At 54.5% G+C, this 21,015-nt stretch carries 18 protein-coding genes; 13 read left to right on the top strand and 5 right to left on the bottom strand.

Features of this window, described 5'->3' with window-relative positions:
• Positions 1–10 precede the first annotated feature (10 nt).
• From xseA to H7U06_RS11395, 7 genes are all read left to right on the top strand, one after another.
• A complete protein-coding gene (xseA, locus tag H7U06_RS11425) occupies positions 11–1,372 on the top strand; it encodes an exodeoxyribonuclease VII large subunit (protein ID WP_175626292.1) in 1,362 nt (453 codons plus the stop codon).
• A gap of 370 nt (positions 1,373–1,742) precedes the next feature.
• Positions 1,743–2,321, top strand: coding sequence for a superoxide dismutase [Fe] (gene sodB, locus H7U06_RS11420; protein WP_124574935.1), 579 nt, complete (start codon positions 1,743–1,745; stop codon positions 2,319–2,321).
• A gap of 626 nt (positions 2,322–2,947) precedes the next feature.
• Positions 2,948–3,958 (top strand): thiosulfate ABC transporter substrate-binding protein CysP, encoded by a 1,011-nt coding sequence (cysP, locus tag H7U06_RS11415; RefSeq protein WP_175626291.1) that lies wholly within the window; start codon positions 2,948–2,950, stop codon positions 3,956–3,958.
• Positions 3,959–4,127: 169 nt separating this feature from the next.
• On the top strand, positions 4,128–4,964 hold the full coding sequence (gene cysT / locus H7U06_RS11410; protein WP_175626290.1) for a sulfate ABC transporter permease subunit CysT: 837 nt from the start codon (positions 4,128–4,130) through the stop codon (positions 4,962–4,964).
• A gap of 10 nt (positions 4,965–4,974) precedes the next feature.
• The gene (gene cysW / locus H7U06_RS11405; protein WP_217703463.1) at positions 4,975–5,826 is read left to right on the top strand and encodes a sulfate ABC transporter permease subunit CysW; all 852 of its coding nucleotides are present in this window, start codon (positions 4,975–4,977) and stop codon (positions 5,824–5,826) included.
• A 432-nt stretch (positions 5,827–6,258) separates the two neighbouring features.
• Complete coding sequence (locus H7U06_RS11400) at positions 6,259–6,453, top strand: hypothetical protein (protein WP_124574932.1); 195 nt, start codon at positions 6,259–6,261, stop codon at positions 6,451–6,453.
• Between the two features lie 254 nt (positions 6,454–6,707).
• On the top strand, positions 6,708–7,973 hold the full coding sequence (locus tag H7U06_RS11395; protein WP_175626289.1) for an FAD-dependent oxidoreductase: 1,266 nt from the start codon (positions 6,708–6,710) through the stop codon (positions 7,971–7,973).
• Here the strand turns inward: H7U06_RS11395 and nhaR are convergent.
• Positions 7,970–8,869: a transcriptional activator NhaR gene (nhaR, locus tag H7U06_RS11390; RefSeq protein WP_175626288.1), complete on the bottom strand. Its 900-nt coding sequence runs from the start codon at positions 8,867–8,869 to the stop codon at positions 7,970–7,972. The genes H7U06_RS11395 and nhaR overlap by 4 nt on opposite strands.
• Before the next feature lie 125 nt (positions 8,870–8,994).
• Between nhaR and H7U06_RS11385 the strand changes: the two genes are divergently transcribed.
• Both H7U06_RS11385 and H7U06_RS11380 read left to right on the top strand, forming a co-directional pair.
• Positions 8,995–9,276, top strand: coding sequence for a zf-TFIIB domain-containing protein (locus H7U06_RS11385; RefSeq protein ID WP_124574929.1), 282 nt, complete (start codon positions 8,995–8,997; stop codon positions 9,274–9,276).
• Between the two features lie 309 nt (positions 9,277–9,585).
• Positions 9,586–10,224 carry a carbonic anhydrase gene (locus H7U06_RS11380; RefSeq protein ID WP_175626287.1) on the top strand — a complete coding sequence of 213 codons (639 nt, stop codon included), beginning with the start codon at positions 9,586–9,588 and terminating at the stop codon, positions 10,222–10,224.
• Positions 10,225–10,277: 53 nt separating this feature from the next.
• On the opposite strand, the gene H7U06_RS11375 is transcribed toward H7U06_RS11380, so the two are convergent.
• On the bottom strand, positions 10,278–11,366 hold the full coding sequence (locus tag H7U06_RS11375) for a lipid A deacylase LpxR family protein (RefSeq protein ID WP_175626286.1): 1,089 nt from the start codon (positions 11,364–11,366) through the stop codon (positions 10,278–10,280).
• 205 nt (positions 11,367–11,571) lie between these two features.
• On the opposite strand from H7U06_RS11375, the gene H7U06_RS11370 reads away from it, so the two are divergent.
• Positions 11,572–12,306, top strand: a complete 735-nt coding sequence (locus H7U06_RS11370; RefSeq protein ID WP_175626285.1) for a YbaY family lipoprotein — start codon at positions 11,572–11,574, stop codon at positions 12,304–12,306.
• 10 nt (positions 12,307–12,316) lie between these two features.
• Here the strand turns inward: H7U06_RS11370 and H7U06_RS11365 are convergent, their stop codons facing one another.
• Positions 12,317–12,910 carry a DUF938 domain-containing protein gene (locus H7U06_RS11365; protein WP_175626284.1) on the bottom strand — a complete coding sequence of 198 codons (594 nt, stop codon included), beginning with the start codon at positions 12,908–12,910 and terminating at the stop codon, positions 12,317–12,319.
• Between the two features lie 16 nt (positions 12,911–12,926).
• The gene (locus tag H7U06_RS11360) at positions 12,927–13,226 is read right to left on the bottom strand and encodes a GIY-YIG nuclease family protein (RefSeq protein ID WP_175626283.1); all 300 of its coding nucleotides are present in this window, start codon (positions 13,224–13,226) and stop codon (positions 12,927–12,929) included.
• Between the two features lie 73 nt (positions 13,227–13,299).
• Between H7U06_RS11360 and H7U06_RS11355 the strand changes: the two genes are divergently transcribed.
• Positions 13,300–14,115 (top strand): cytochrome c family protein, encoded by an 816-nt coding sequence (locus H7U06_RS11355; RefSeq protein WP_175626282.1) that lies wholly within the window; start codon positions 13,300–13,302, stop codon positions 14,113–14,115.
• Here the strand turns inward: H7U06_RS11355 and H7U06_RS11350 are convergent, their stop codons facing one another.
• The gene (locus H7U06_RS11350; protein ID WP_175626281.1) at positions 14,116–14,958 is read right to left on the bottom strand and encodes an SAM-dependent methyltransferase; all 843 of its coding nucleotides are present in this window, start codon (positions 14,956–14,958) and stop codon (positions 14,116–14,118) included.
• A gap of 204 nt (positions 14,959–15,162) precedes the next feature.
• Between H7U06_RS11350 and H7U06_RS11345 the strand changes: the two genes are divergently transcribed.
• Entirely contained in the window at positions 15,163–16,962 is a 1,800-nt protein-coding gene (locus H7U06_RS11345) for an autotransporter assembly complex family protein (protein ID WP_175626280.1), read from the top strand.
• Positions 16,952–20,899: a translocation/assembly module TamB domain-containing protein gene (locus H7U06_RS11340; RefSeq protein ID WP_254873226.1), complete on the top strand. Its 3,948-nt coding sequence runs from the start codon at positions 16,952–16,954 to the stop codon at positions 20,897–20,899. The genes H7U06_RS11345 and H7U06_RS11340 overlap by 11 nt, the downstream gene beginning before the upstream one ends.
• Positions 20,900–21,015: the final 116 nt, after the last annotated feature.

The following is a 21,015-nucleotide window of genomic DNA, read 5'->3' as shown; positions in this document are numbered from 1 at the left end:
ACGCACATTTATGAACTCCGATCGTTACTCCGCTCCACCACCTGCCGCGCCTGCCGTACTCAGCGTCTCCGCACTGAACCAGGCCGTATCGCGCATGCTGGAGCGCAATTTCCCGCTGTCCTGGGTGTCCGGCGAAATCTCCAACTTCACTTGCGCCGCCTCCGGCCACTGGTACTTCACGCTCAAGGACAGTGCAGCTCAGGTGCGTGCCGTGATGTTCCGTGGTCGAGCTCAATATGCAGATTTCATGCCACGCGAAGGTGACAAAGTGGAAGTGCGCGCGCTGGTCACGCTGTATGCGCCGCGCGGCGATTACCAGTTAAGTGTGGAAGCGATACGCCGTGCAGGCGTCGGCAATTTGTATGAAGCCTTCCTGCAGTTAAAAGAGAAACTGAACGCAGAAGGTTTGTTCGATCCGGCACACAAACGTCCGATTCCAGAATTCGCACGCACCATAGGCATAGTCACCAGCCCGCAAGCGGCCGCCTTGCGCGACATCCTTACTACCTTGCAACGGCGTGCACCGCACGTACGCGTCATCCTCTACCCGACACCGGTACAAGGCGAAGGCTCGGCCAATAAAATTGCACAAGCGATAGCCACTGCTTCCGCGCGTGCCGAATGCGACGTACTGCTGGTGTGTCGTGGCGGTGGCAGCATAGAAGACCTGTGGTCGTTCAACCATGAGATAGTGGCACGCACCATCGTCGGTTGCGACATTCCCGTCATCGTCGGCGTTGGTCATGAAACCGATTTCACCATCGCCGACTTCGCCGCCGACCTGCGTGCACCGACACCGACCGCAGCCGCGGAACTGGCGGCAACGCCGCGCGCCGACTGGCTGGCACGACTGGAAGCGCAAGCAGATGACATGCGTTATGTGTTGAAGCGACAGCTGTCCGACACAGCACAAACACTGGACTGGTTGTCGCGCCGCCTGATCAGTCCGGCCGCGTATATCGCGCACGAAAGAATGAAACTGCAAAACCTGCAGGCACGCCTCGGTCACGCGACCCGCATCCCACTCAGCAAAGCGCAATTCGCATTGGCGCAACTACGCAACCGCTGGTTGTCGCAATTGCCGGATACACAGGCGCAACGTCTGCACGTCATCAATCATGCACGTCGCATGAGCAACCAGATCAGCAACAACATCGCGACGCAAAAGCAAAGCCTCGCTGCGCTATCAGCACAACTGGAAATGCTGAATCCGCAACGCACGCTGGAACGTGGTTACGCAATGATTACCGACGACAAGGGCAAGATAGTGCGTGCGCCGAAAGAACTGCAACCACGTCAAAGTGTGACGGTAAGGTTGGCGGATGGCACAGCGCAAGTGGGTATCGCCAGCGTGCAGGAAACCCTGGAATAGAAAATATCTGCAAGTCTGCGCAAGCTGCATTAACACCAAAAAAAACAGAGGCGCAAATGCACTGCACATTCATCGCGAACCAGCACGAAGCACAAAAATCACACGAAAATCACCTCAAATAATAACGAGAATCATTCTCAATTTATGAGTGTAAGATGATGCACTGTAAATCGTACAAAGCCTTATATTCATTGGCTTTGCGCGGCATCACAGAAATTTTTCCCACTGAATTTTTCAGCGTTTTTCACATGTGATTTTTCGCGTTGCCGGAAATTGATCTGCGTCGTGTGCAAGCAAGCCGTAACCGCTTTACAATGAGTGCCTTTCAAAAAGAACATCTTCATTTTCAACCCCATAAAGAAGGACGACCATGGAACATACCCTGCCGGCACTGCCCTATGCGTTGGATGCACTTGCTCCACACATCTCGAAAGAGACGCTCGAATTCCATTACGGTAAACATCATCAGACATACGTAACGAATTTGAACAACCTGATCAAAGGTACCGAATTCGAAAACGCAACCCTCGAAGAAATCATCAAAAAATCTTCCGGTGGCGTATTCAACAATGCAGCACAAGTATGGAACCACACCTTCTACTGGAACGGCCTGAAGCCAAACGGCGGCGGCGCTCCAACTGGTGCAGTTGCTGATGCGATCAACGCAAAATGGGGTTCCTTCGACAAGTTCAAAGAAGAATTCACCAAATCCTGCGTCACCAACTTCGGTTCCGGCTGGACATGGCTGGTGAAAAAGGCTGACGGCTCGCTCGACCTGGCTAACACCTCGAACGCTGGCTGCCCACTGACCGGCGCTGACAAACCATTGCTGACCTGCGACGTTTGGGAACACGCTTACTACATCGACTACCGCAATGCGCGTCCTAAGTATGTTGAATCGTTCTGGGCATTGGTTAACTGGGATTTTGTTGCTAAAAACCTGGCTTAATTATGTTTAAGCATGAGCCTTTGAGCTGATGCTTTGGCCTGATACAAAAAACGCCTCGAGAAATCGGGGCGTTTTTGTTTTGAAAGTCAGATACAGCAACCCAAAGAGACTGTGGCAGTTATCCACTGTGACGATGCCGTTTGTGCTGGGCAGAAAATGGAAAAAGAAGTGGACGTTGTTTGAACGGAGCGTTAGCGCAGTGAGTTTCGTCCACTTCCCATTTTTTGTCCTGCACAAACGGGAACCCCGCAGGGGCAGCGGCGCCGTGGTCGCCTTTCTTTGCTTACTTTCTTTGGCGAAGCAAAGAAAGTGAGTGGCGCCGGGCCACCTCGGCAACGCAGTTCTCCACGAAGAGAGAACAATATTAAGTAAGGCGACACAGCCGCTAAACCGGTGTCATGCAATCCGCCCAAACCCCGAACTCATAACAAAATCCCTCCCTTATGCGTTTTTAGCATGAAGACATGCAAAAACTATAGTTTGAACGAATAAGCAAATTTGTTATATTCATTTCCGTTCGGTAAGTTACTCGATTGCACAGATGGAATCAGGCTATATCCGTCCCATATGCCGACTCGTCGGCAATCCTGCTACCACCCCTTTTTATCAAAATATGGAGAATGTTCATGTTTAAGAAAGTTGTTTTACTGGCAGCGGCTTCCGCCACTTTGCTGTCCGGCGCAGCCCAGGCTCAGGAAAAACCTTTGCTGAACGCGTCATATGACGTTGCTCGCGAAGTATTCGCTGCAATCAATCCTAAATTCCTGGCTAAATGGAAAGCTGAAAGCGGCCAGGACCTGAAGATCGATCAATCGTTTGCCGGCACTTCGCGCCAGGCACAGGACATTATCCAGGGTAAAAAAGTAGATACCGTTACTTTTAACCAGGTCACCGACATCGACATCCTGGCGCAACGCGGCCTGGTGCGTAAGGACTGGCAAAAAGCCTTCCCTAACAATAGCTCGCCTTACTACAGCACCATCGCTTTCCTGGTCCGCAAAGGCAATCCTAAAAACATCAAAACCTGGGACGACCTGGTACGTGATGACGTGAAAGTTGTTTTCCCTAACCCAAAAACATCCGGTAACGCACGCTACACCTACCTCGGCGCATGGTTGTACGCAAACGAGAAGTTCAAGGGTGACGATGCCAAAACCAAGCAATTCGTCGGCAAACTGTTGCACAACGTCGTTAACTTCCCTACCGGTGGCCGTGGCGCAACCGTAGCGTTTGCTCAAAACAACCAGGGCGATGCATTGCTGACCTTTGAATCGGAAGTGATCAACATCGCGAAGAGCGATGAGTTCAAAGCTGGCGGCTATGAAATCGTGGTTCCACCAGTCTCGGTACTGGCTGAATTCCCGGTTGCAGTTGTTGACAAGGTCGTGGATGAAAAAGGTACCCGTAAAGTCGCAACCGCTTACCTGAACTATCAGTACTCGCGTGAAATCCAGCTCTTGCTGACCACCTTCAACTACCGCGTGCATCACCCAGACGTCGCTAAAGTTGTGGCTGACCGTTACTCGAAAGTCCGCCTGATCGACCCGACCAAAGTACTGGGTTCGTGGGATGACATCCAGGCCAAGCACTTCGCTGGTGGCGCTGTACTCGACCAATTGCTGTCGCAACGTCGTTGATAAGGGGCTGGCGGCGTGAATTTAGCACTGCGCCAGCATCACCTTTGTCATACAGGATGATGGTGGTTTACAATGCCGCCATCCACACGACCATCCGTTACTGGATGGTCGTTTGTTTTTACAATTACCGTTTTGCAGTGACGCCGCACTGCCCTGACCCGCACATATCGTGAATCTGTCTCTTCGCTTCTTCCGTAGTACGCCCATCCTGCCGGGCTTTTCGATGAGCTTCGGCTTTTCGACGCTGTATATCAGCCTGGTGATTCTGTTGCCGATTTCGGCGCTGTTGCTGTACGTCAGCGGCATGAGCTGGGACCAATACTGGTTTGCGATTACCGACGCACGCGTGCTGCAAAGCTACAAGGTCACGATACAGGGCGCGTTTTATTCCACCATCGTCGTTACCTTCATCGGTTTCCTGCTGGCGTGGATCGTTACCCGTTACGATTTCCCTGGCCGTCGCCTGATCGATTCACTGGTCGACCTGCCGTTTGCACTGCCGACTTCGGTCGCAGGTATTACGCTGTCTGCCCTGTTCATCCCATCCGGCTGGCTCGGCCAATGGTTTGAAATATTCGGCATCAAGATTTCCTATGCCTTCCCCGGCATCGTGGTCGCGATGATTTTCACCAGCCTGCCCTTCATCGTGCGCTCGGTACAACCAGTGCTGGAAGATATGGAAAAGGAACTGGAAGAAGCCGCGCTGATGCTGGGTGCCAATAAATGGCAAATTTTCTGGCGCGTGATTTTGCCGACGCTGATCCCGGCACTGATTACCGGTTCATCGCAAGCCTTCATCCGCAGCCTCGGTGAATTCGGTGCGGTCATTATGATCGCCGGTAATATCCCGTTCGAAACAGAAGTGACGTCGCTGATGCTGTTCGTGCGTCTGCAGGAGTACAACTACCCTGCCGCTGCCGCCATCGCTTCGGTCGTGCTGCTGGCCTCCCTCATCCTCTTGTTCCTGCTGCAAGTTGTGCAGGGACGATTCTTCAAGAAAGCGTAAGGGGATAATCATGGCTAAAGCAATCAAACAACCCCGCGAACTGCATCAATGGCTGTTGATCGGCCTCGGTATCGTAATGACGATACTGTTGCTGGTGCTACCGCTGATACTGATTTTCACGCAAGCCTTCAGTGGCGGCCTCGAACTCTTGTGGGCCAATCTGAATGAAGACTACATGAAGCACGCACTCGGCCTGACCATACTGGCTGCGGTGCTGACGGTCCCTATCAACCTGGTGTTCGGCATCCTGCTCGCATGGTGCGTCACGCATTACGACTTCTTTGGTCGCCGCCTGCTGGTGACGCTGGTCGAGATCCCGTACGCAACCTCGCCGGTTGTAGCAGGCTTCTGCTATCTGGTGGTGTACGGTCTGGAAGGCACCATCGGTAAATGGCTATATGCGAAAGACGTGCAATTGATGTTCGCATGGCCGGGCATCATCATGGTCACGGTCTTTGTCACTGCACCGTATATCGCACGCATCCTGATGCCGCTGATGCAGAAGCAAGGTACCGAAGAAGAAATCGCAGCACTGTCGCTGGGTGCAACCGGCTGGCAGATTTTCTGGCGCGTTACTTTGCCGAATATTAAATGGGCCTTGCTGTACGGTGCAGTCATTACCAATGCACGTGCGGTCGGTGAGTTCGGTGCGGTCGCTGTGGTGTCCGGTACCATCATGAACCAAACACTGACCCTGCCTTTGCTGGTCGAGCAACTCAACAACGATTACAAAACCGCTGCCGCCTTCACCGCTGCTGCATTGCTCGCATGTATGGCATTGCTGACACTGGTGTTGAAGACTGCAATGGAATGGCGTCAGGAACGACGCGAAGCAGAACCGGACGAAGTCCACATGGGTTAACTCTCACGAGTCAGCCCTCAAAAAAATATCGCAGCGCGGTGGTGGAAAAACAGAAGCAATATGGCAACTCACTACACCATTCCCCATCGCGCGGCAAAATCAACTATCATTACGCCGCTGCAGCTCATCTGCTCGCAGCACTCATTCCCGTGATACGGGATGCCAAGCAAGCATCATTCGCCGGCACAATAATTTGTGCCACTTGTTTTCACCCATAGTCGGCAACATGGCAACAATGCCATTTGCACAATCAAGTCAGAGCCTTCCTACAAAACTTTAGGATGATCTCTGATCGCCATCTCCGGACGGCTCCTTTATTCTCGCAACTCAGGTCGTGCCACACGATTTAAACGGCACGGGCAGTGCGACATGCCATCACAACAATCAGCAGCTTTCGAAATTTGATCGCTGTGATCTATAAGGATATCGACCATGTACAAAAACTACGATAACGCCCACCACACGGCTAAACCTATCCACGCTGGCAAGCATATCTCCGACAAGGAACATAAGCAGATCAGTGAAGAGCAGGACAACGATACCGGCTCGATCGAGCAAGACAAGTCCGAAGGCTCCACCACTATCGTCGTACCATTCAACACCACGCAAACTGGTTCCTTCCAGTAAGCGCCTATCCTGCCCGGTCAGATTCGCGCAAGCGCGGCTGATCGTTCTGCATCCTACAAGCAATTTCCTGCTTAATTAGTCACTACCCAGCTACACGTCTTGCCCGCGAACTATCGTAGGCAAGCGCGTAGTCACGTCTGCGCTGTACATTAAGCGAATTACGCCTGCGAATCCCTTTGCGCACAGCCACAACTATCGCCATAATCAATTCAGATAATTGCACTTGTGATGCGCTGACTGCAAGGAGTGTTTCCATGCCGGATCAAATCCATACACGCTGTTGTATCGCCGGTGGCGGTCCGGCTGGCATGATGCTGGGGCTGCTGCTGGCGCGCGCTGGTGTCGATGTCATCGTGCTGGAAAAGCATGGCGACTTCCTGCGCGACTTTCGTGGCGACACCGTGCATCCGTCCACACTGCAAATCATGCATGAGCTAGGCTTGCTCACATCCTTCCTGCAAAGACCACATGATGAAGCGCGCGAGCTGAGCATCAATATAGGTGGTCGCGTATTAAAGGTCGCTGATTTTTCGCGATTGAGTACGCAGTGCAAATTCATCGCACTGATGCCGCAGTGGGACTTCCTCGATTTCCTGCGCGATGAAGCGGTGCGCTATGCCAACTTCCGTTTGATCCAGAACGCTCGCGTAGATAGTTTGCTGGAAGACAGCGAACGCGTCACCGGTGTACAAGTCACAACCAACGACGGTCCTTTGCAGGTCCATGCCGATCTGGTTATAGGCGCCGATGGCCGCCACTCAACCGTACGCGAGGCAGCTCAACTACAAGTACGCAACCTGGGCGCACCTATCGATGTCCTGTGGTTACGCCTGCCAACAGCGGAAGGTGACCCGACCAGTACCGGCGCACGCCTCGATGCCGGACAGTTCTTTGTGATGCTGCACAGGGGGACTTACTGGCAATGCGCATATGTCATAGCGAAAGGCGGCATAGAAGAAATCCACGCGCGTGGCTTGCCTGCCTTCCAGGCGGAACTCAGTCGCATTGCACCTATGTTTGCTGATCGTGTCGCCAGCCTGCAAAGCTGGGACGATATTAAATTACTGAGTGTGTCGGTAGACCGGCTGGAGCAATGGTGGAAGCCGGGCTTGCTTTGCATAGGTGATGCCGCACATGCAATGTCACCGGTCGGCGGTATAGGTATCAATCTGGCGATACAGGATGCAGTGGCAACAGCCAATATACTCGCGCTGTCACTGGCCAATCCGGAGGTCACACCGCTGGCACTCACGCCTTTCCTCGACAAGGTACAAACCCGTCGCCTCTTCCCTACCCGCGTCACGCAGGCAGCGCAGGTTGCGATCCAGAATCGCATCCTGGTGCCGGTCGTGAGTCGTGCGCAGGATAAACCGCTGAGTGTGCCGTGGCCTATGCGTCTGCTGAACCTGATACCGCTGTTACGCGGAATACCGGCCTATGCGGTCGGCATAGGCGTACGACCGGAGCATGTCTACTCTCCTGCCACCGCGAAGCAGCAAGACATCCGCGCACCTGATTAACGGATCAGGCTTTCACGTGCTGCCGAGCTGATGGCGACTACCGCCGGATGCGTCAATTGGCGTTCTACTGAAATCGCATAAAACTGTTCCGACACTGCATTCGTACGGCCTATCTCGGTCACACCATATTGCTTTTTAATCTGGTCGGCGACAGCGGAAGGCGCGGCGAAGATACCCTTACCTGCCTCACCGAATGCCTGCAATAACGCACCGTCGTCAAACTCGCCGACGATGCGCGGCCGGACTTTTTCCTTTTCAAACCAGCGTATCAGGCGCGGCCGCACGGCGGCATCTTCACCCGGCATCAGGAAGGGAGCGCCATCCAGGCTCTTGGGGAAATCCTTCTGGTATTTCTTTGCCAGCTCATCGGTGGCAAAGAAAGTCATCCCGCATTCACCCAGCAAATGGTTGTAGCCGCGCACATCAATATTGGCAGGCATCGGGCTATCGGCAATCACGATATCCAGCCTATGCACGGCCAGGTCGGCCAGCAGATTGGTCAGCTTGCCTTCGCGGCATACGATGCGCAGCGATTCGGGCAACTCCATCGCCGGTTCCAGCAGCAGATAGGCAATCGCCTTAGGCACCGCATCCGCGACCCCGACCCGGAACTGCAAGGGCCAGCCGCCCGGACGGAAACGCAGCACTTCCTGCAATTCCTCACCCAGCGTGAAGATTTCATCCGCATAGCCGAGCACCACGCGACCGGCGTCGTTCAACTCCAGCCGTCGCCCGACCCTGTTGAATAATTTATAACCAAGCACATCCTCGAACTGGCTGATCTGGCCGCTGATGGTTTGCGGTGTCAAATGCAGGCGTTCACTGGCGCGGCCTATGCCACCGGACTTGGCGACCACCCAGAAATAGTGCAAATGCTTGTAATTTATTCCACTCATGCAAGATCTCTCTTCCGTTTTTTCGAATGAAAAATTGATTATATTCGAATTTTCAAACAGTTAAAGAGCGCCTAGAGTGCAGCTTATCGCCCGTAATGGGCGACTTTAACGACGAGGATATCAAGATGAAATGTCCGGCCTGCAATGAAATGCACTTGATCACTTCTGATCGCCACGGAATTGAAATTGATTACTGCCCAAACTGCCGCGGTGTGTGGCTGGATAGGGGCGAACTCGACAAACTGATCGATCGTTCCGCCAATGCCCTGCCACCGGAAGCACCGCCGCTGCCGCGTTATCGCGGCGAGCGCAGCAGTCCGGTGCGCGCCATGCAACATGGCTACAACAAGGAAGGCTACGGGCAAAAACAGAAAAAAGACCTGATCGGCGAATTATTCGATTTTTGAATACTGTGTATGGATAGTCGGCAAGCCGGCTATCCGCCATGCTGCGTCGCACCACCATCTCACGCCTTCCTCGCACTTCTCCATTTAAGTTCGCTCAAACACAGTCATTCGTCGCCGTTCATGCCTGCATGAGTTTGCGTCACTGTCCTCATTTGCACTGAAAAATTTGCCAAGCAAGCCGCTAAAGAATGCTTTAAAGTAGTGAACGCCTGCCTTTGCACACGATAGCGCCAGCGCGCGCCGTCATGCTTCCCCACGCAAATGCATCCCTCCCGCAGGCACCAGACAGCAATCGAAAGAAAGAACCTAATGGAAACAGCAAAAGCCGCACTAAAGCGTCTGCGCGACGGTAACCGCCGTTTTGTCGCAGATGTCCGTAACCCCGACAATGCCTCCTCCCATGCCCGCCGCAGCGAAATCGCCGCTGGCCAGGAACCGTTCGCCATTATTCTTGGCTGCTCCGACTCGCGCGTACCGGCAGAACTGGTGTTCGATCAGGGTCTGGGTGATTTGTTCGTGATCCGCGTCGCCGGTAATATCGTGGCACCGTCACAGGTTGGCAGCGTGGAATTTGCTGCTGATCGTTACCGCACCAAGCTGGTAGTCGTGCTCGGTCACTCGCAATGTGGTGCCATCTTGGCGACACTGGACGAATTGAAGCGTCCTAGCGAAAACCAGTCACGCAACCTGAAGTCCATTGTTGACCGCATCCGTCCTTCGATCGAAACCCTGATGGAAACGGATCTGAAGCACGATCATGATGCGCTGGTACATCAATCGGTACGCGCCAACATCCGCGCTTCCGTCAATCACCTGCGCCACGGTTCGGAAATACTGGAAAGCCTGAGCCAGAACGAAGGTTTGCTGGTGGTCGGTGCCGAGTACTCACTGGAAACCGGTGAAGTCGAATTCTTCGACGGCCTCCCGGCTGACTTCAGCTTCGACTAATATCGCCATACGTCATGCACAGCATGCCTGTGCATGACGCTCCATCCTGAGTGTCAGTATTCGAGGCTAAGCGTAATCGAGCCGTAGCTTTGCGCCTTGTCCTGACCGCGGAATTCCTTGCTGCGCAAATATTGCGCATAAGTGATCTTGCCCCCTACCCATTGCCAGGCCACACCGGCCGCGACGTCACCAACGAAATAGCGTTTCGAAATACTGTGGCTGTCGGAGAAGGTATTCCCATCGAGGAAGATATTGCGGGCGACTGCACGACCATCTACCGACGCGAAGAAATGTACACCGCCATCTGCCATCCGGCGTGAGGCATTGGCTGGCAGCGGCGCATTGCTGTCACTGGCCGGACGGATAGGTGCAGTACCAAAATCGTTGGGCAGGAAACTACCTATACGCACTTCCAGCCCGCCATTCAGATAAGTATTTACATTACCCAGCGCAAAACCGTAATGGCTGATCGCATCCATCTTCGGCCAGCCTGAACGCGACCAGTTGAAGAACTTGGTTTTTCGTTCCTTCACGAACTGTATGCCCAGTTCATTATTGAGCTGGTTGTCCCAACCGTTGAAGCGATCGATGCCGCGTATGCGGTGGATGAAGTTTTGTGACTGGCGTGCCAGCGAAGCCGGGCCGACCATACCGATATCGATCTCGGTCACTTCCATGTCCGTATCGTTACGTGCGTTGTAGGCCAGGCCGAGGTAGAGCCAGCCTGCATACGGCCGGTCATTGGTAATCAGGTCACTCCGTGTCTTATCGGTCGGCGTGTACATCTCCTGGCCCAGACTAATCACCATATTGCGTGAATCAAATACACCCGGTTGCACCCATTCTGAAACCCGATTCAGTTGGCGCACCCATTTCGGCAGGCAGGGATCGTTGATGTAATCCTCGAGGTTGGCCGAGATCCAGGAAAACTTGGCACCGCTGGTGTAGTTATTATCCGTACCGGCAAACAAATCGTTTTCGTAATAGAAGTTGTACACATCAGGGTAATTTTTCAACGCCCTGACGCCGGGCTTGGAGCTACAGACTTCTTCGTCAGCCCACACCGCGCCGGAAGAGAAAGCGAAAAGTGCAGCAACTAACAAATGGGGAAAACGCGGACGGGAATGACAGTCTGTATGCATTAATTAATAGCGGAGGTAGTGTTTAACGCGTGCCAACGGGAACGCAGATTGAATCATGCTGTCCATCATCACCTGCCTGACAGGATAACAAAGACTACTTGCCGTGCCTGCATGCGTCAAGCTGTCAGGCTGGCGTAAGCAACACTGGACTTTGCGATGGCAGGCGCTACACTTCCTCATCGCATGTCATTTTCAGGAAACCAACATGAAAAAATTACACACTCTGCGTACCATCCTCACATTGCTGGCACTGACCGTGGCCGCGAGCGGTTGTGCCAAATGGTACAAAACCGAGAGCAAACCCAATTTATCCGGTCGCATCAGCGGCTCTGTCATTTATCGTGAACGCATTGCGCTGCCACCTGATGCCAAGATAGTCGTCAGCCTGGAAGACGTCAGCCGTGCCGACGCCAGCGCCATCTTCGTCGCACAGCAAACCTTGCGTCCTAGCGGCCAGGTTCCTATTCAGTTTGATTTGCGCTACATCCCGTCGGCTATCGACTTGCGTCATCGCTACAACGTACGTGCAGTGATTCTGGATAACCGGGATGAACTGATGTGGACATCGACTGAAGCTTATCCGGTCAATTTCAACGAAGCGGAAAAACCGATCAGCATCATGGTGCAACGTGTCGGCAATCCGGTCGCTGCAAATGCACCGAAGAGCAATATCGCTGCATTCAAATGTGATGACCTGGAATTCATCGCCAAATTCCCGAACAACGACAAGGTAGAAATCATGTTGTCGGGCCGCACCATCACCCTGCCACATGTGATCTCGGGTTCCGGTGCTCGCTACTCGGACGGCTCCACTACCTTCTGGAACAAAGGTAACGAAGCGTTGTTTGAAATGAATGGCGTCAGCTACAAAGGCTGCAAAACAGATCCACTGCCACCACCTCCTGCCACGGCTCCTTCACCGCAAGCCAAAGGCAAATAAGTCAACTCCATCAAACGCGCTGCCAGACCAGTAAACGATTATTGGCTGGCATCGCGTGATCTGCGTGCAACTGCAAACCCTGCTCCTGCGCTAAAGCGTTTACCGCTTCACTATCGCGTATGCCCATATGCGCAGCCTGCGCCCTGAGTGATGCATCGAATTGCGCATTCCCGGCACTGGTAAATTTTCCATCGTAGTTGAATGGTCCATACACACAGAACTTGCCGCCCGGGTTCAGGCGCTGTGCCACACCCCTGAACATATTCTGTACCTGATGCCAGGCCATGATGTGACAGGTGTTGGCAGTGAACGCCGCATCATAAGTCTGCACCGGCCAATCCGGCTGCTCCATATCCAGCACCAGCGGTGACAACACATTCGGTAAATCCGCTTCCTGCATCCATGCGGCTATGCTCGAATGGTTCTGCGGCAAGTCACTGGTTTGCCAGATCAGATGCGGCATGTGCGCAGCAAAGAAAACCGCATGCTGGCCAGTACCGCTGCCTACCTCCAACACGGTCTTGCTGCTCGCGAGCTCGCTGCTTAATACTGCCAGTATCGGTTCACGATTACGTTCACTGGCACTGGAAAATTGTTTGCTCATGGCGTTCTTCTTACGATTAATCAGTTGATAGCCGGGCTATATGGTCAGCCAGGGAAATAGTCCATAGCGCATCGCGCTGCAGGCACAAGCTGCGCTTCTGGGCAGCGCTCAGACGCTTCATTGCATATTCAGCCTTGGAAGCCGTCGAACGATCCGGATACTCCAGCACCGCCAGCAAACGTCGCGGCGGATTAGAACGCGTGTAGCGTGCACCCTTGCCGCTCACATGCGCCTTGTAACGCGCGTGTACATCGACGGCAATACCGGTATAGATGCTGCCGTTCCTGCATTCGAGGAGATAAAGAAACCATGTCATGCGCGCTAGTATAAAGAGCTTTCACCGGCACAGCGATTCGTATCACACGCTGTATGGTTATACTGGCAGCACTATGCGAGCACCTGCCTTCTTCCGTTCCGTCTTCATCAGCGTATTGCTGCTAAGCGCCCACTTGCTTCCGGCACATGCCCAGGATGCCAGGCTGCAGCTGCGCGTCGGCAGCCAGCAGCAAACCCTGGCTCTCACCGATTTACTGAAGCACCCGGCAATACGCACCATCAAAATCCCGGCCGATGTCAGCTATAAACGTGCGATGGAGTATCGCGCCTTGCCTTTGCTGGCGATACTGCGCGACATCAGCAAGATCGATACCCTGCAGTTCAAAGCCAGCGATGGCTTCGTCGCGAATATTCCAGTCTCGTCGTTTCTGGGTGAGTCCGAAGCATGGCTGGCAATAGAAGTACCGCAAGCACCGTGGCCGGCATTAAAGGCAGGCGGCCCCAGCGCCGGACCTTTTTACCTGGTCTGGCTGGCACCGGAGAAAAATCAGATCACGCAAGAACAATGGCCGTACCAGATCGCCAGCATCAGCGATGTCACGCCACTGCACAGCCGCTACCCGCAAATCAAACCACACACCGCAGCTGACAGCGCCGCCTATCGCGGCATGCAAATCTATGCGACGCAATGCGCCAGCTGTCATCAGGTTAATGGTGGCGGCGATGCAGCAGTCGGCCCGGACCTGAACCGTCCAGCCAATCCGACTGAATACTTTAACGAAACCTACCTGAGAAAATATCTGCGCGATCCGGCAGCGGTGCGCAGCTGGCCAGGCATGACGATGCCGGGCTTTGCCGACAGCGTCATGAGTGAATCACAGATGGATGATTTACTGGCCTACCTGCGCCAGATGGCACTGCAGAAGTGATTAGTTATCAGGCGTTGCATCGGTAAAGAAACGCGGCTGCATCTCTTCCAGTCCCAGCGTCTGCAATACTTCGTGCAAACGTTCGGTTGGACGTCGACGTGGCAAGTCCTTATAGCTGGCGATGATCAATTCATTCTTCATCGAATGCTCCCAGCCCACCAGCTCTGTCACATTGACCTGATAGCCATGTGCTTCCAGCTGCAAACAACGCAGCACATTGGTAACCTGGCTACCGAATTCGCGTGTGTGCAAAGGATGACGCCAGATTTCAGTCAGTGCACTTTTCGCCAGCGTCTTGCCCTTGTTCTTCTTCAGGACTGAGGCGACCTCTGCCTGGCAGCACGGTACCAGCACGATGAACTTGGCCTGCTTCTTCAAGGCAAAATGAATCGCATCGTCCGTTGCGGTATTGCAGGCATGCAGTGCGGTGACCACATCTATCTTCTCCGGCAACAAATCCGAGGTGATCGATTCCGCCACTGTCAGATTGAGGAAGGACATGCCAGGGAATTCCAGCTTTTTGGCCAGTGCTTCTGACTTCTGCACCAGCTCGTCGCGTGTTTCTATGCCGTAAATGCGTGAATTGTCCTTGCGTTCCTTAAAGAACAAATCATAAAGGATGAAGCCGAGGTAGGATTTACCGGCACCATGATCAGCCAGCGTAATATCTGGATGATCATTCTGGATTTCCTGCAGCAGCGGCTCAATAAACTGATACAAGTGATAAACCTGCTTCAGCTTGCGGCGGCTATCCTGATTCAGCTTGCCGTCACGTGTCAGGATGTGTAACTCTTTCAGTAGCTCTATCGACTGGCCGGGACGTATTTCGTGGGTGTTGCTCATCTGGCGGATTTCCGTGAATCGTGGGGTGCGCCCACTATAGGGATTTTGCCTCTGTGCGGCAAGCATAGACCGGATACATGCAGGTGATCCATGCCTTTTCCGCTGTCAAAACGACCATACGCCGGGCAAATACTGATAATACTGATAAGATTGATCAACTCGTGGCTGTCAGCGAATTTGCAAAATCGACATGCTTGTCTTGTCATGCCGCTTTTCCAATTACCCATCATTACCAACAACGTGCCAAGAGTTACCCTTAACAAACTTTCAGCGTGGCGGCTCCTGCTTTGCTCCTTACTGATTGCGCTGTGCCAGCCTTTCACCAGCGTAGCCGCCCCTTCCTACACTGTCTCCATCAGCGGTGCGGATAGTTACACCTCGCTGCTTAACGAACATCTGGACGTCGTCAAACGCAGCAAGTCCGAAGACATCAACGAAGAAGAAGTACAGAGACTGGTCGCGGTCGCCCCGACCCAGATCCGCTCACTGCTGGCGACCGAAGGCTACTTCGCTCCTGTCGTGAATGCGACGCTGGACCAGCAAAGCACACCATGGGTGGCGCGCCTCAATATAGAACCGGGTCCGGCAACCAAAATCGAGTCGGTCAACATTAGCTTCAGCGGTGACATTGAGCAAAAGAATACGCGCCGCATCGAACAGCTGCGCGAAAACTGGGGCCTGAAGATAGGCTCCACCTTTCGTCAAAGTGCATGGGACAGCGCCAAGGGCGATTTGCTCAAAGCCATGCTCAACCGTGATTATCCAGCCGCCGCTGTGTCCCATAGCGAAGCGCGCATCGATCCGACGACACACACCGCAGCACTGATAGTGCAAGTCAACTCCGGCCCAGCCTTTACCTTCGGCGAACTCGAGATCGTCGGCCTGAATCGCTACTCACGCACCATGGTGGAAAAACTCAACCCGATCAAACCAGGTGAGCGCTATTCACAGGAAAAACTCAACGAGCTGCAGGCACGGGTACAAGACACAGGCTATTTCCGCTCAGCCTTTGCCACTATCGAAGTCAATCCCGCGCATCCGCATAACGTGCCGATCAAGCTCGACCTGACAGAGAATGAACGCCGTCGTTTGTCGCTGGGTCTGGGCTTCTCCACCGACAATGGCGCACGTGCGCAAATGAAATGGACCGACCGTCACTTCCTCGGCAAGGACTGGCGCCTGGAATCCCAGCTGCGCGCTGATCGTGACAACCGCCTGCTGGGTGGCGATGTCTACCTGCCGACTTTGGAAAACGACTGGCGTCCCAGCGTCGGTGCCAACTATGAATACACCAACAGCTCAGGTGAGGCGAACGATAAATTCCGTACCGGCGCGCGCCTGATCAGCCCGGACAAACGCAATGAAAGCATAGTCGGCGTCGCCTTCCTCACGGATCGCCAGCGCATCGGTAATGTCTACAGCAATAACCGTGAAGCACTGATCGCGTCCTACACCTACACCATGCGTCGCGTGAACAATCTGATTTCACCGACACGTGGTTACTACGCTTCGCTCGAACTGGGCGTCGGCCCGGGTGGTGTGGTCAACAAAAAAGGACTGGTACGCACAGTAGGCCGCGCCACCTGGCTCTCACCCAGCTATGGTCGCTTCCAGGCTGTGCTGCGCGGTCAGGTCGGTCAGGTATTCGGTGCCAATTCCGACACCGTGCCTAGTGATTTGCTGTTCCGCACTGGTGGTGACCAGACGGTACGCGGCTATGGCTACAACACATTGGGCGTCGCACAAGATGGTGCGATCGTCGGCGGTACCGTCAGCGCAGTAGTGAGTGCGGAAGTAATTTACAGCGTCACGCCGGAATGGGGTGCCGCTGTATTTACCGATGCCGGTAACGCGGCCGACTCATGGAAAGGTTTCCGCCTCGCGCAAGGTAGCGGCGTAGGTGCGCGCTGGCGCAGCCCTATCGGCCCGGTCAACCTCGATCTCGCTTACGGTCACGACACGAAAGACCTGCGTCTACACTTCTCTATCGGTTATGGCTTCTGACGATCAAAAAACTTCCGCTCCGCCACGCAAGCACAGATTACGCGTCTGGCTGTTCTGTTTGCTTGCGGTCGTCATTGTCGTGCTGGCGGCGGGTGGCTGGCTGCTGAAAAGCGAAAGCGGTGCGCAGTTTGCCCTCGGCCTGGTCGACAAATTAAGCGGCGGCATGGTGCAGAGTCGCGAGGTCAGCGGTCAACTGAGCGGCCCGCTGCAAATCAAACAGCTCAATATCAAGCTGGAAAATCAAACCATCACACTGGACGATGTGCTGCTTGAAACGCAGCTTTCAGCCTTGCTGGCCGGGAAGGTACACATCCCGCTGCTGCAAATCGGCAAGCTGGGCATCATCAGCAAAATCGACCAAAGCAAGGAACCGTCCACTCTGCCGGATAGCATCAGCCTGCCCGTCAAACTCAAGGTAGACCAGCTGCATGTCAATGGCGGTAGCGTGGCCTGGGGGCCGCTCGATGTAGTGACACTGGGCGCGTTCGCCGTCAAGCTGGATTTCGATGGCAAGCGCTATCTGCTCGATCTCGATCAACTGGCCGCACGCTCTACGTCCGGCAACAATAGCTACAGCGGCAAAATCAACGGCCATGCTTCGCTGTCGACGACCAAGCCCTACCCGCTGCAGGCGAGTCTGGTCAGCAGCACCGAAGCCATGCTCGACGAACAGCATCTGGGTGCCAATGCGCGCATAGACCTGGATGGTTCGCTGGCCGAAATCGTGAGCACTATCGATGCACAAGTAAACAAAGCCATCATCAAGGGCAAGGTCGTCGTCAAACCGTTTTCCGATAGCATGCTGGGCGCAGCCGACCTGACGGCAACAGCACTCAACCTGACCGAACTCGGCAAGGACTTACCGAAGACCAATATCAATCTGCAACTGCATGCCACTGAAAACGGTACCGGCACACTGAGCATCAACAACGCTGCCGCCGGTACCTATAATGAAGGTCGCATACCTCTGACAGATCTGTCGCTCAGCTTCGCACAAAAGCAGGAAGCCTTCCTGCTGGATCCGCTGGTCATCAAGCTCGGCAGCACGCAACGCCCTGCGGGCAGCATCAACGGCCATGGTAAATATGCCGACGGCGCATTGAACATCACACTGAAGACCGACGCGCTGGACCTGAAGAAACTGGATCAGCGCATGCGTGCCACCAAACTGGCGATCAAGCTGGATATCGCACATAGCGAAGGCAAGCAAGTCATCACGCTGGCTGCCACCGAACCATTAAAGAAAAGCAGGCTCAGCCTGAACGCGCACGGCGTCATCGCGGATGAAGCATTGACGGTAGACAAGCTGGAACTGCGCGCCGATGCCAGCGCGATTGATGCCAGCGCACATATCGCTTTCAGCGGCAAGCAGGCTTACAGTGCGAAAGGCGTTATCCGTCAATTCAATCCGCGCGTACTCGGTGACTTCGCGCAATTGCCGACGCTGAACCTGAACGGCAACTTCTCCGTCAGCGGCGCACGTCTGCCGCATCTGGAAAGTGATCTCAGCTTCCGCATCCATGACAGCCAGCTGGCAGGCAATCCTTTGAGCGGTGAAGGCGAAGTGCATTTGCGCGCGCAAACACTGAACATCCCCAAGCTGCTGCTGATCGCAGGCAAAAACCGCCTGACCGCCAACGGCAGGCTGGATGAAAACAACTCGCGCCTGAGCTTCGATCTGCAAGCACCGGCATTGGCGCAGCTGGGATCGGAATTCGCCGGTGAGCTGCAAGTCAACGGCGAAGTACGCGGCAAGTTGCAGCAACCGCGCATCATCGCCGACTGGAAAGGCAATCAGGTACGCGTACCCGGCCAGACCCGCATCGGCACTGTAGTGGGCAAAGCCGACCTGACGCTGAACCTAAATGACAACGCTTTCCTGCTCAGCAATCTCACGCTAAATACGAATGCCACAGCGGTGCAGTCCAGCGGACAGCAATTCGCCAAACTGGATGCGCAAGCGCAGTTCGCAGCACAAGACCATGCACCACTCTCCATCCTCGTCCATGCAGATAATCTCAGCGGACAGCTGCGCGCCAACACCTTTGATCTCAAGGTCAGCGGCACAACGGCGCAACACACACTGAGCAGCAGTCTCGACGAGCGTGAACAAAAATGGAAGTTCAGCGCAGCAGGCGGCTTGAAAAACCTGGCCCGCGCGGCGCGCTGGGAAGGCAATATCAACGTCCTCGATACCACCGGACGTTTCAATGCCAAACTGGAAGCACCTGCGCCTTTGCTGATTTCGCAAAAGCAGGTGCAACTGGATCAGTTCAAAATTCACGCAAACAACGCCAGCATCCAGGTCGAGCAATTCCTGCGCACCGAACGCAGCATCAGCACACGCGGTAACTTTAAACGTGTGCGGCCGGGTGAGATTTTGCATTTACTGAACCAGGCACCTATCGCAACCGGTGACCTCACCTTAGGCGGCGAATGGAATCTGGTGATGGCCGACAAACTCGATGGCAATCTCAACATCCGCCGTGAAAGCGGTGATATCGCGATACACGGTAGCGCATCGACCGCACTGGGCCTGAACGCATTCGAAGTGAACGCCACTGCCAACAAAGGTCAGCTCACAGCACAGCTGCTGGCTGACGGCAAACGTACCGGTCGCATCGAAGGACAGCTGGCAACAACCATAGGCGGCGACGGACGCTTCTCGATTGCACCGAATGCACCGCTGTCAGGCAAGCTCAAGATGAATACGCCTACCCTTGCCTGGCTGGGTCCGCTGATTTCGCCATCACTGGTGATGGAAGGCAATCTGCAAGCCGACGTCGTACTCGATGGCAGTTTCGCCAAACCGCGCCTGCAAGGGCCGGTCAATGCAGATGGTTTACGTCTGTTGTTTACCGACACCGGCATAGACCTGAAACAAGGCGTATTGCGCAGCAGCTTCCAGACCGATCAGCTGATGATTACCCAACTCAGTTTCAAGAACGATGGCGACCTGCTGATCTCCGGCCCTATCAGTTTGCTGCGTGAGCAACTGGCACTGGAACTGAAAGTCAAAGTAACGCGTTATAAATTGATAGACCGCAGCGACCGCAAACTGGTCATCAGCGGCGACAGTGTGGTCGGCTGGCAGGCAGGTGTCGCCAAAGCGAACGGACAGTTTGAAGTCAACTCCGGCCTGGTTGATATCGGTGTGTCCGGCACGCCGGAGCTATCGGACGACGTCATCATAGTCGGCCAGGGCGAAGATACCAGCAAGAAGACAGCCATCGCACTCGACGTCAGCATCAGCCTGGGCGACGGCATCAAACTGCAAGGCCGCGGACTGGATGCGACGCTGGTCGGCCAGGTACGCTTGCAAGCGAATGCCGGTGATACCTTGCGCGCAGTGGGCACGTTGCGTGTCTCATCAGGTACTTTCAAAGCCTATCAACGTGAATTGAAAATCGAGCAAGGTTCGGTCCTGTTCAGTGGCCCGCTGAATAATCCGGCACTCGATATCCGTGCCATGCGCCGCGGGCAGGAAGTGGAAGCTGGTGTATCAATACGCGGCACTGCCCTCGCGCCACGCATCACGCTGGTGTCGGAACCGACTGTCAGCGATGCAGAAAAACTGTCGTGGCTGGTGCTGGGACGCGGTCTGTCCGGTACCGGTGATGCAGATCGCGATGCACTGCAAAGTGCTGCCACCTCGCTGCTGTCCGGTACTGCGGCAGCCGGTTTGCAGTCGCAAATCGCCAGTGCCTTCGGCTTTGACGACGTCAGCATAGGCAAAGGCGGCACTGACCTGCAGGATCGCATTATCACCCTCGGCAAACGCATCTCGTCGCGCCTCTATCTCAGCTTCAAGCAAAGCCTGGATACAGTCGGTAGCGTCCTGCTGCTGCGCTATACGCTGACACCGCGCATTACACTGGAAGGTGAAGCCGGTACCAGCAGCGCGCTATCTGTGTTCTACAACTTTGCCTTCGACTGACTATGCACAAGCGGTCTGAAACTGATATAACAACACTATTGCGCATGTTTTCTTGTTGAAACCGTGCTGAACACCCGCAGTTTCCAGGAAAGGCATGCATCGCGGGGCTGATGGTC

The organism is Herminiimonas sp. Marseille-P9896 (assembly GCF_903993245.1).
GTDB classification, from domain to species: domain Bacteria; phylum Pseudomonadota; class Gammaproteobacteria; order Burkholderiales; family Burkholderiaceae_D; genus Oxalicibacterium; species Oxalicibacterium contaminans.
This window is presented reverse-complemented; position numbering and strand designations above follow the sequence as displayed.

Excerpts from the sequence above, each read along its gene's own strand:
- xseA (WP_175626292.1), top strand. The coding sequence starts at position 11 with ATGAACTCCGATCGTTACTCCGCTCCACCACCTGCCGCGCCTGCCGTA.
- H7U06_RS11350 (WP_175626281.1), bottom strand. The coding sequence starts at position 14,958 with ATGAGCAACACCCACGAAATACGTCCCGGCCAGTCGATAGAGCTACTG.
- H7U06_RS11360 (WP_175626283.1), bottom strand. The coding sequence starts at position 13,226 with ATGACATGGTTTCTTTATCTCCTCGAATGCAGGAACGGCAGCATCTAT.
- H7U06_RS11375 (WP_175626286.1), bottom strand. The coding sequence starts at position 11,366 with ATGCATACAGACTGTCATTCCCGTCCGCGTTTTCCCCATTTGTTAGTT.
- H7U06_RS11345 (WP_175626280.1), top strand. The coding sequence starts at position 15,163 with ATGCCGCTTTTCCAATTACCCATCATTACCAACAACGTGCCAAGAGTT.
- H7U06_RS11380 (WP_175626287.1), top strand. The coding sequence starts at position 9,586 with ATGGAAACAGCAAAAGCCGCACTAAAGCGTCTGCGCGACGGTAACCGC.
- H7U06_RS11385 (WP_124574929.1), top strand. The coding sequence starts at position 8,995 with ATGAAATGTCCGGCCTGCAATGAAATGCACTTGATCACTTCTGATCGC.
- H7U06_RS11395 (WP_175626289.1), top strand. The coding sequence starts at position 6,708 with ATGCCGGATCAAATCCATACACGCTGTTGTATCGCCGGTGGCGGTCCG.
- sodB (WP_124574935.1), top strand. The coding sequence starts at position 1,743 with ATGGAACATACCCTGCCGGCACTGCCCTATGCGTTGGATGCACTTGCT.
- cysP (WP_175626291.1), top strand. The coding sequence starts at position 2,948 with ATGTTTAAGAAAGTTGTTTTACTGGCAGCGGCTTCCGCCACTTTGCTG.
- cysW (WP_217703463.1), top strand. The coding sequence starts at position 4,975 with ATGGCTAAAGCAATCAAACAACCCCGCGAACTGCATCAATGGCTGTTG.
- H7U06_RS11370 (WP_175626285.1), top strand. The coding sequence starts at position 11,572 with ATGAAAAAATTACACACTCTGCGTACCATCCTCACATTGCTGGCACTG.
- H7U06_RS11355 (WP_175626282.1), top strand. The coding sequence starts at position 13,300 with ATGCGAGCACCTGCCTTCTTCCGTTCCGTCTTCATCAGCGTATTGCTG.
- nhaR (WP_175626288.1), bottom strand. The coding sequence starts at position 8,869 with ATGAGTGGAATAAATTACAAGCATTTGCACTATTTCTGGGTGGTCGCC.
- H7U06_RS11340 (WP_254873226.1), top strand. The coding sequence starts at position 16,952 with ATGGCTTCTGACGATCAAAAAACTTCCGCTCCGCCACGCAAGCACAGA.
- H7U06_RS11400 (WP_124574932.1), top strand. The coding sequence starts at position 6,259 with ATGTACAAAAACTACGATAACGCCCACCACACGGCTAAACCTATCCAC.
- H7U06_RS11365 (WP_175626284.1), bottom strand. The coding sequence starts at position 12,910 with ATGAGCAAACAATTTTCCAGTGCCAGTGAACGTAATCGTGAACCGATA.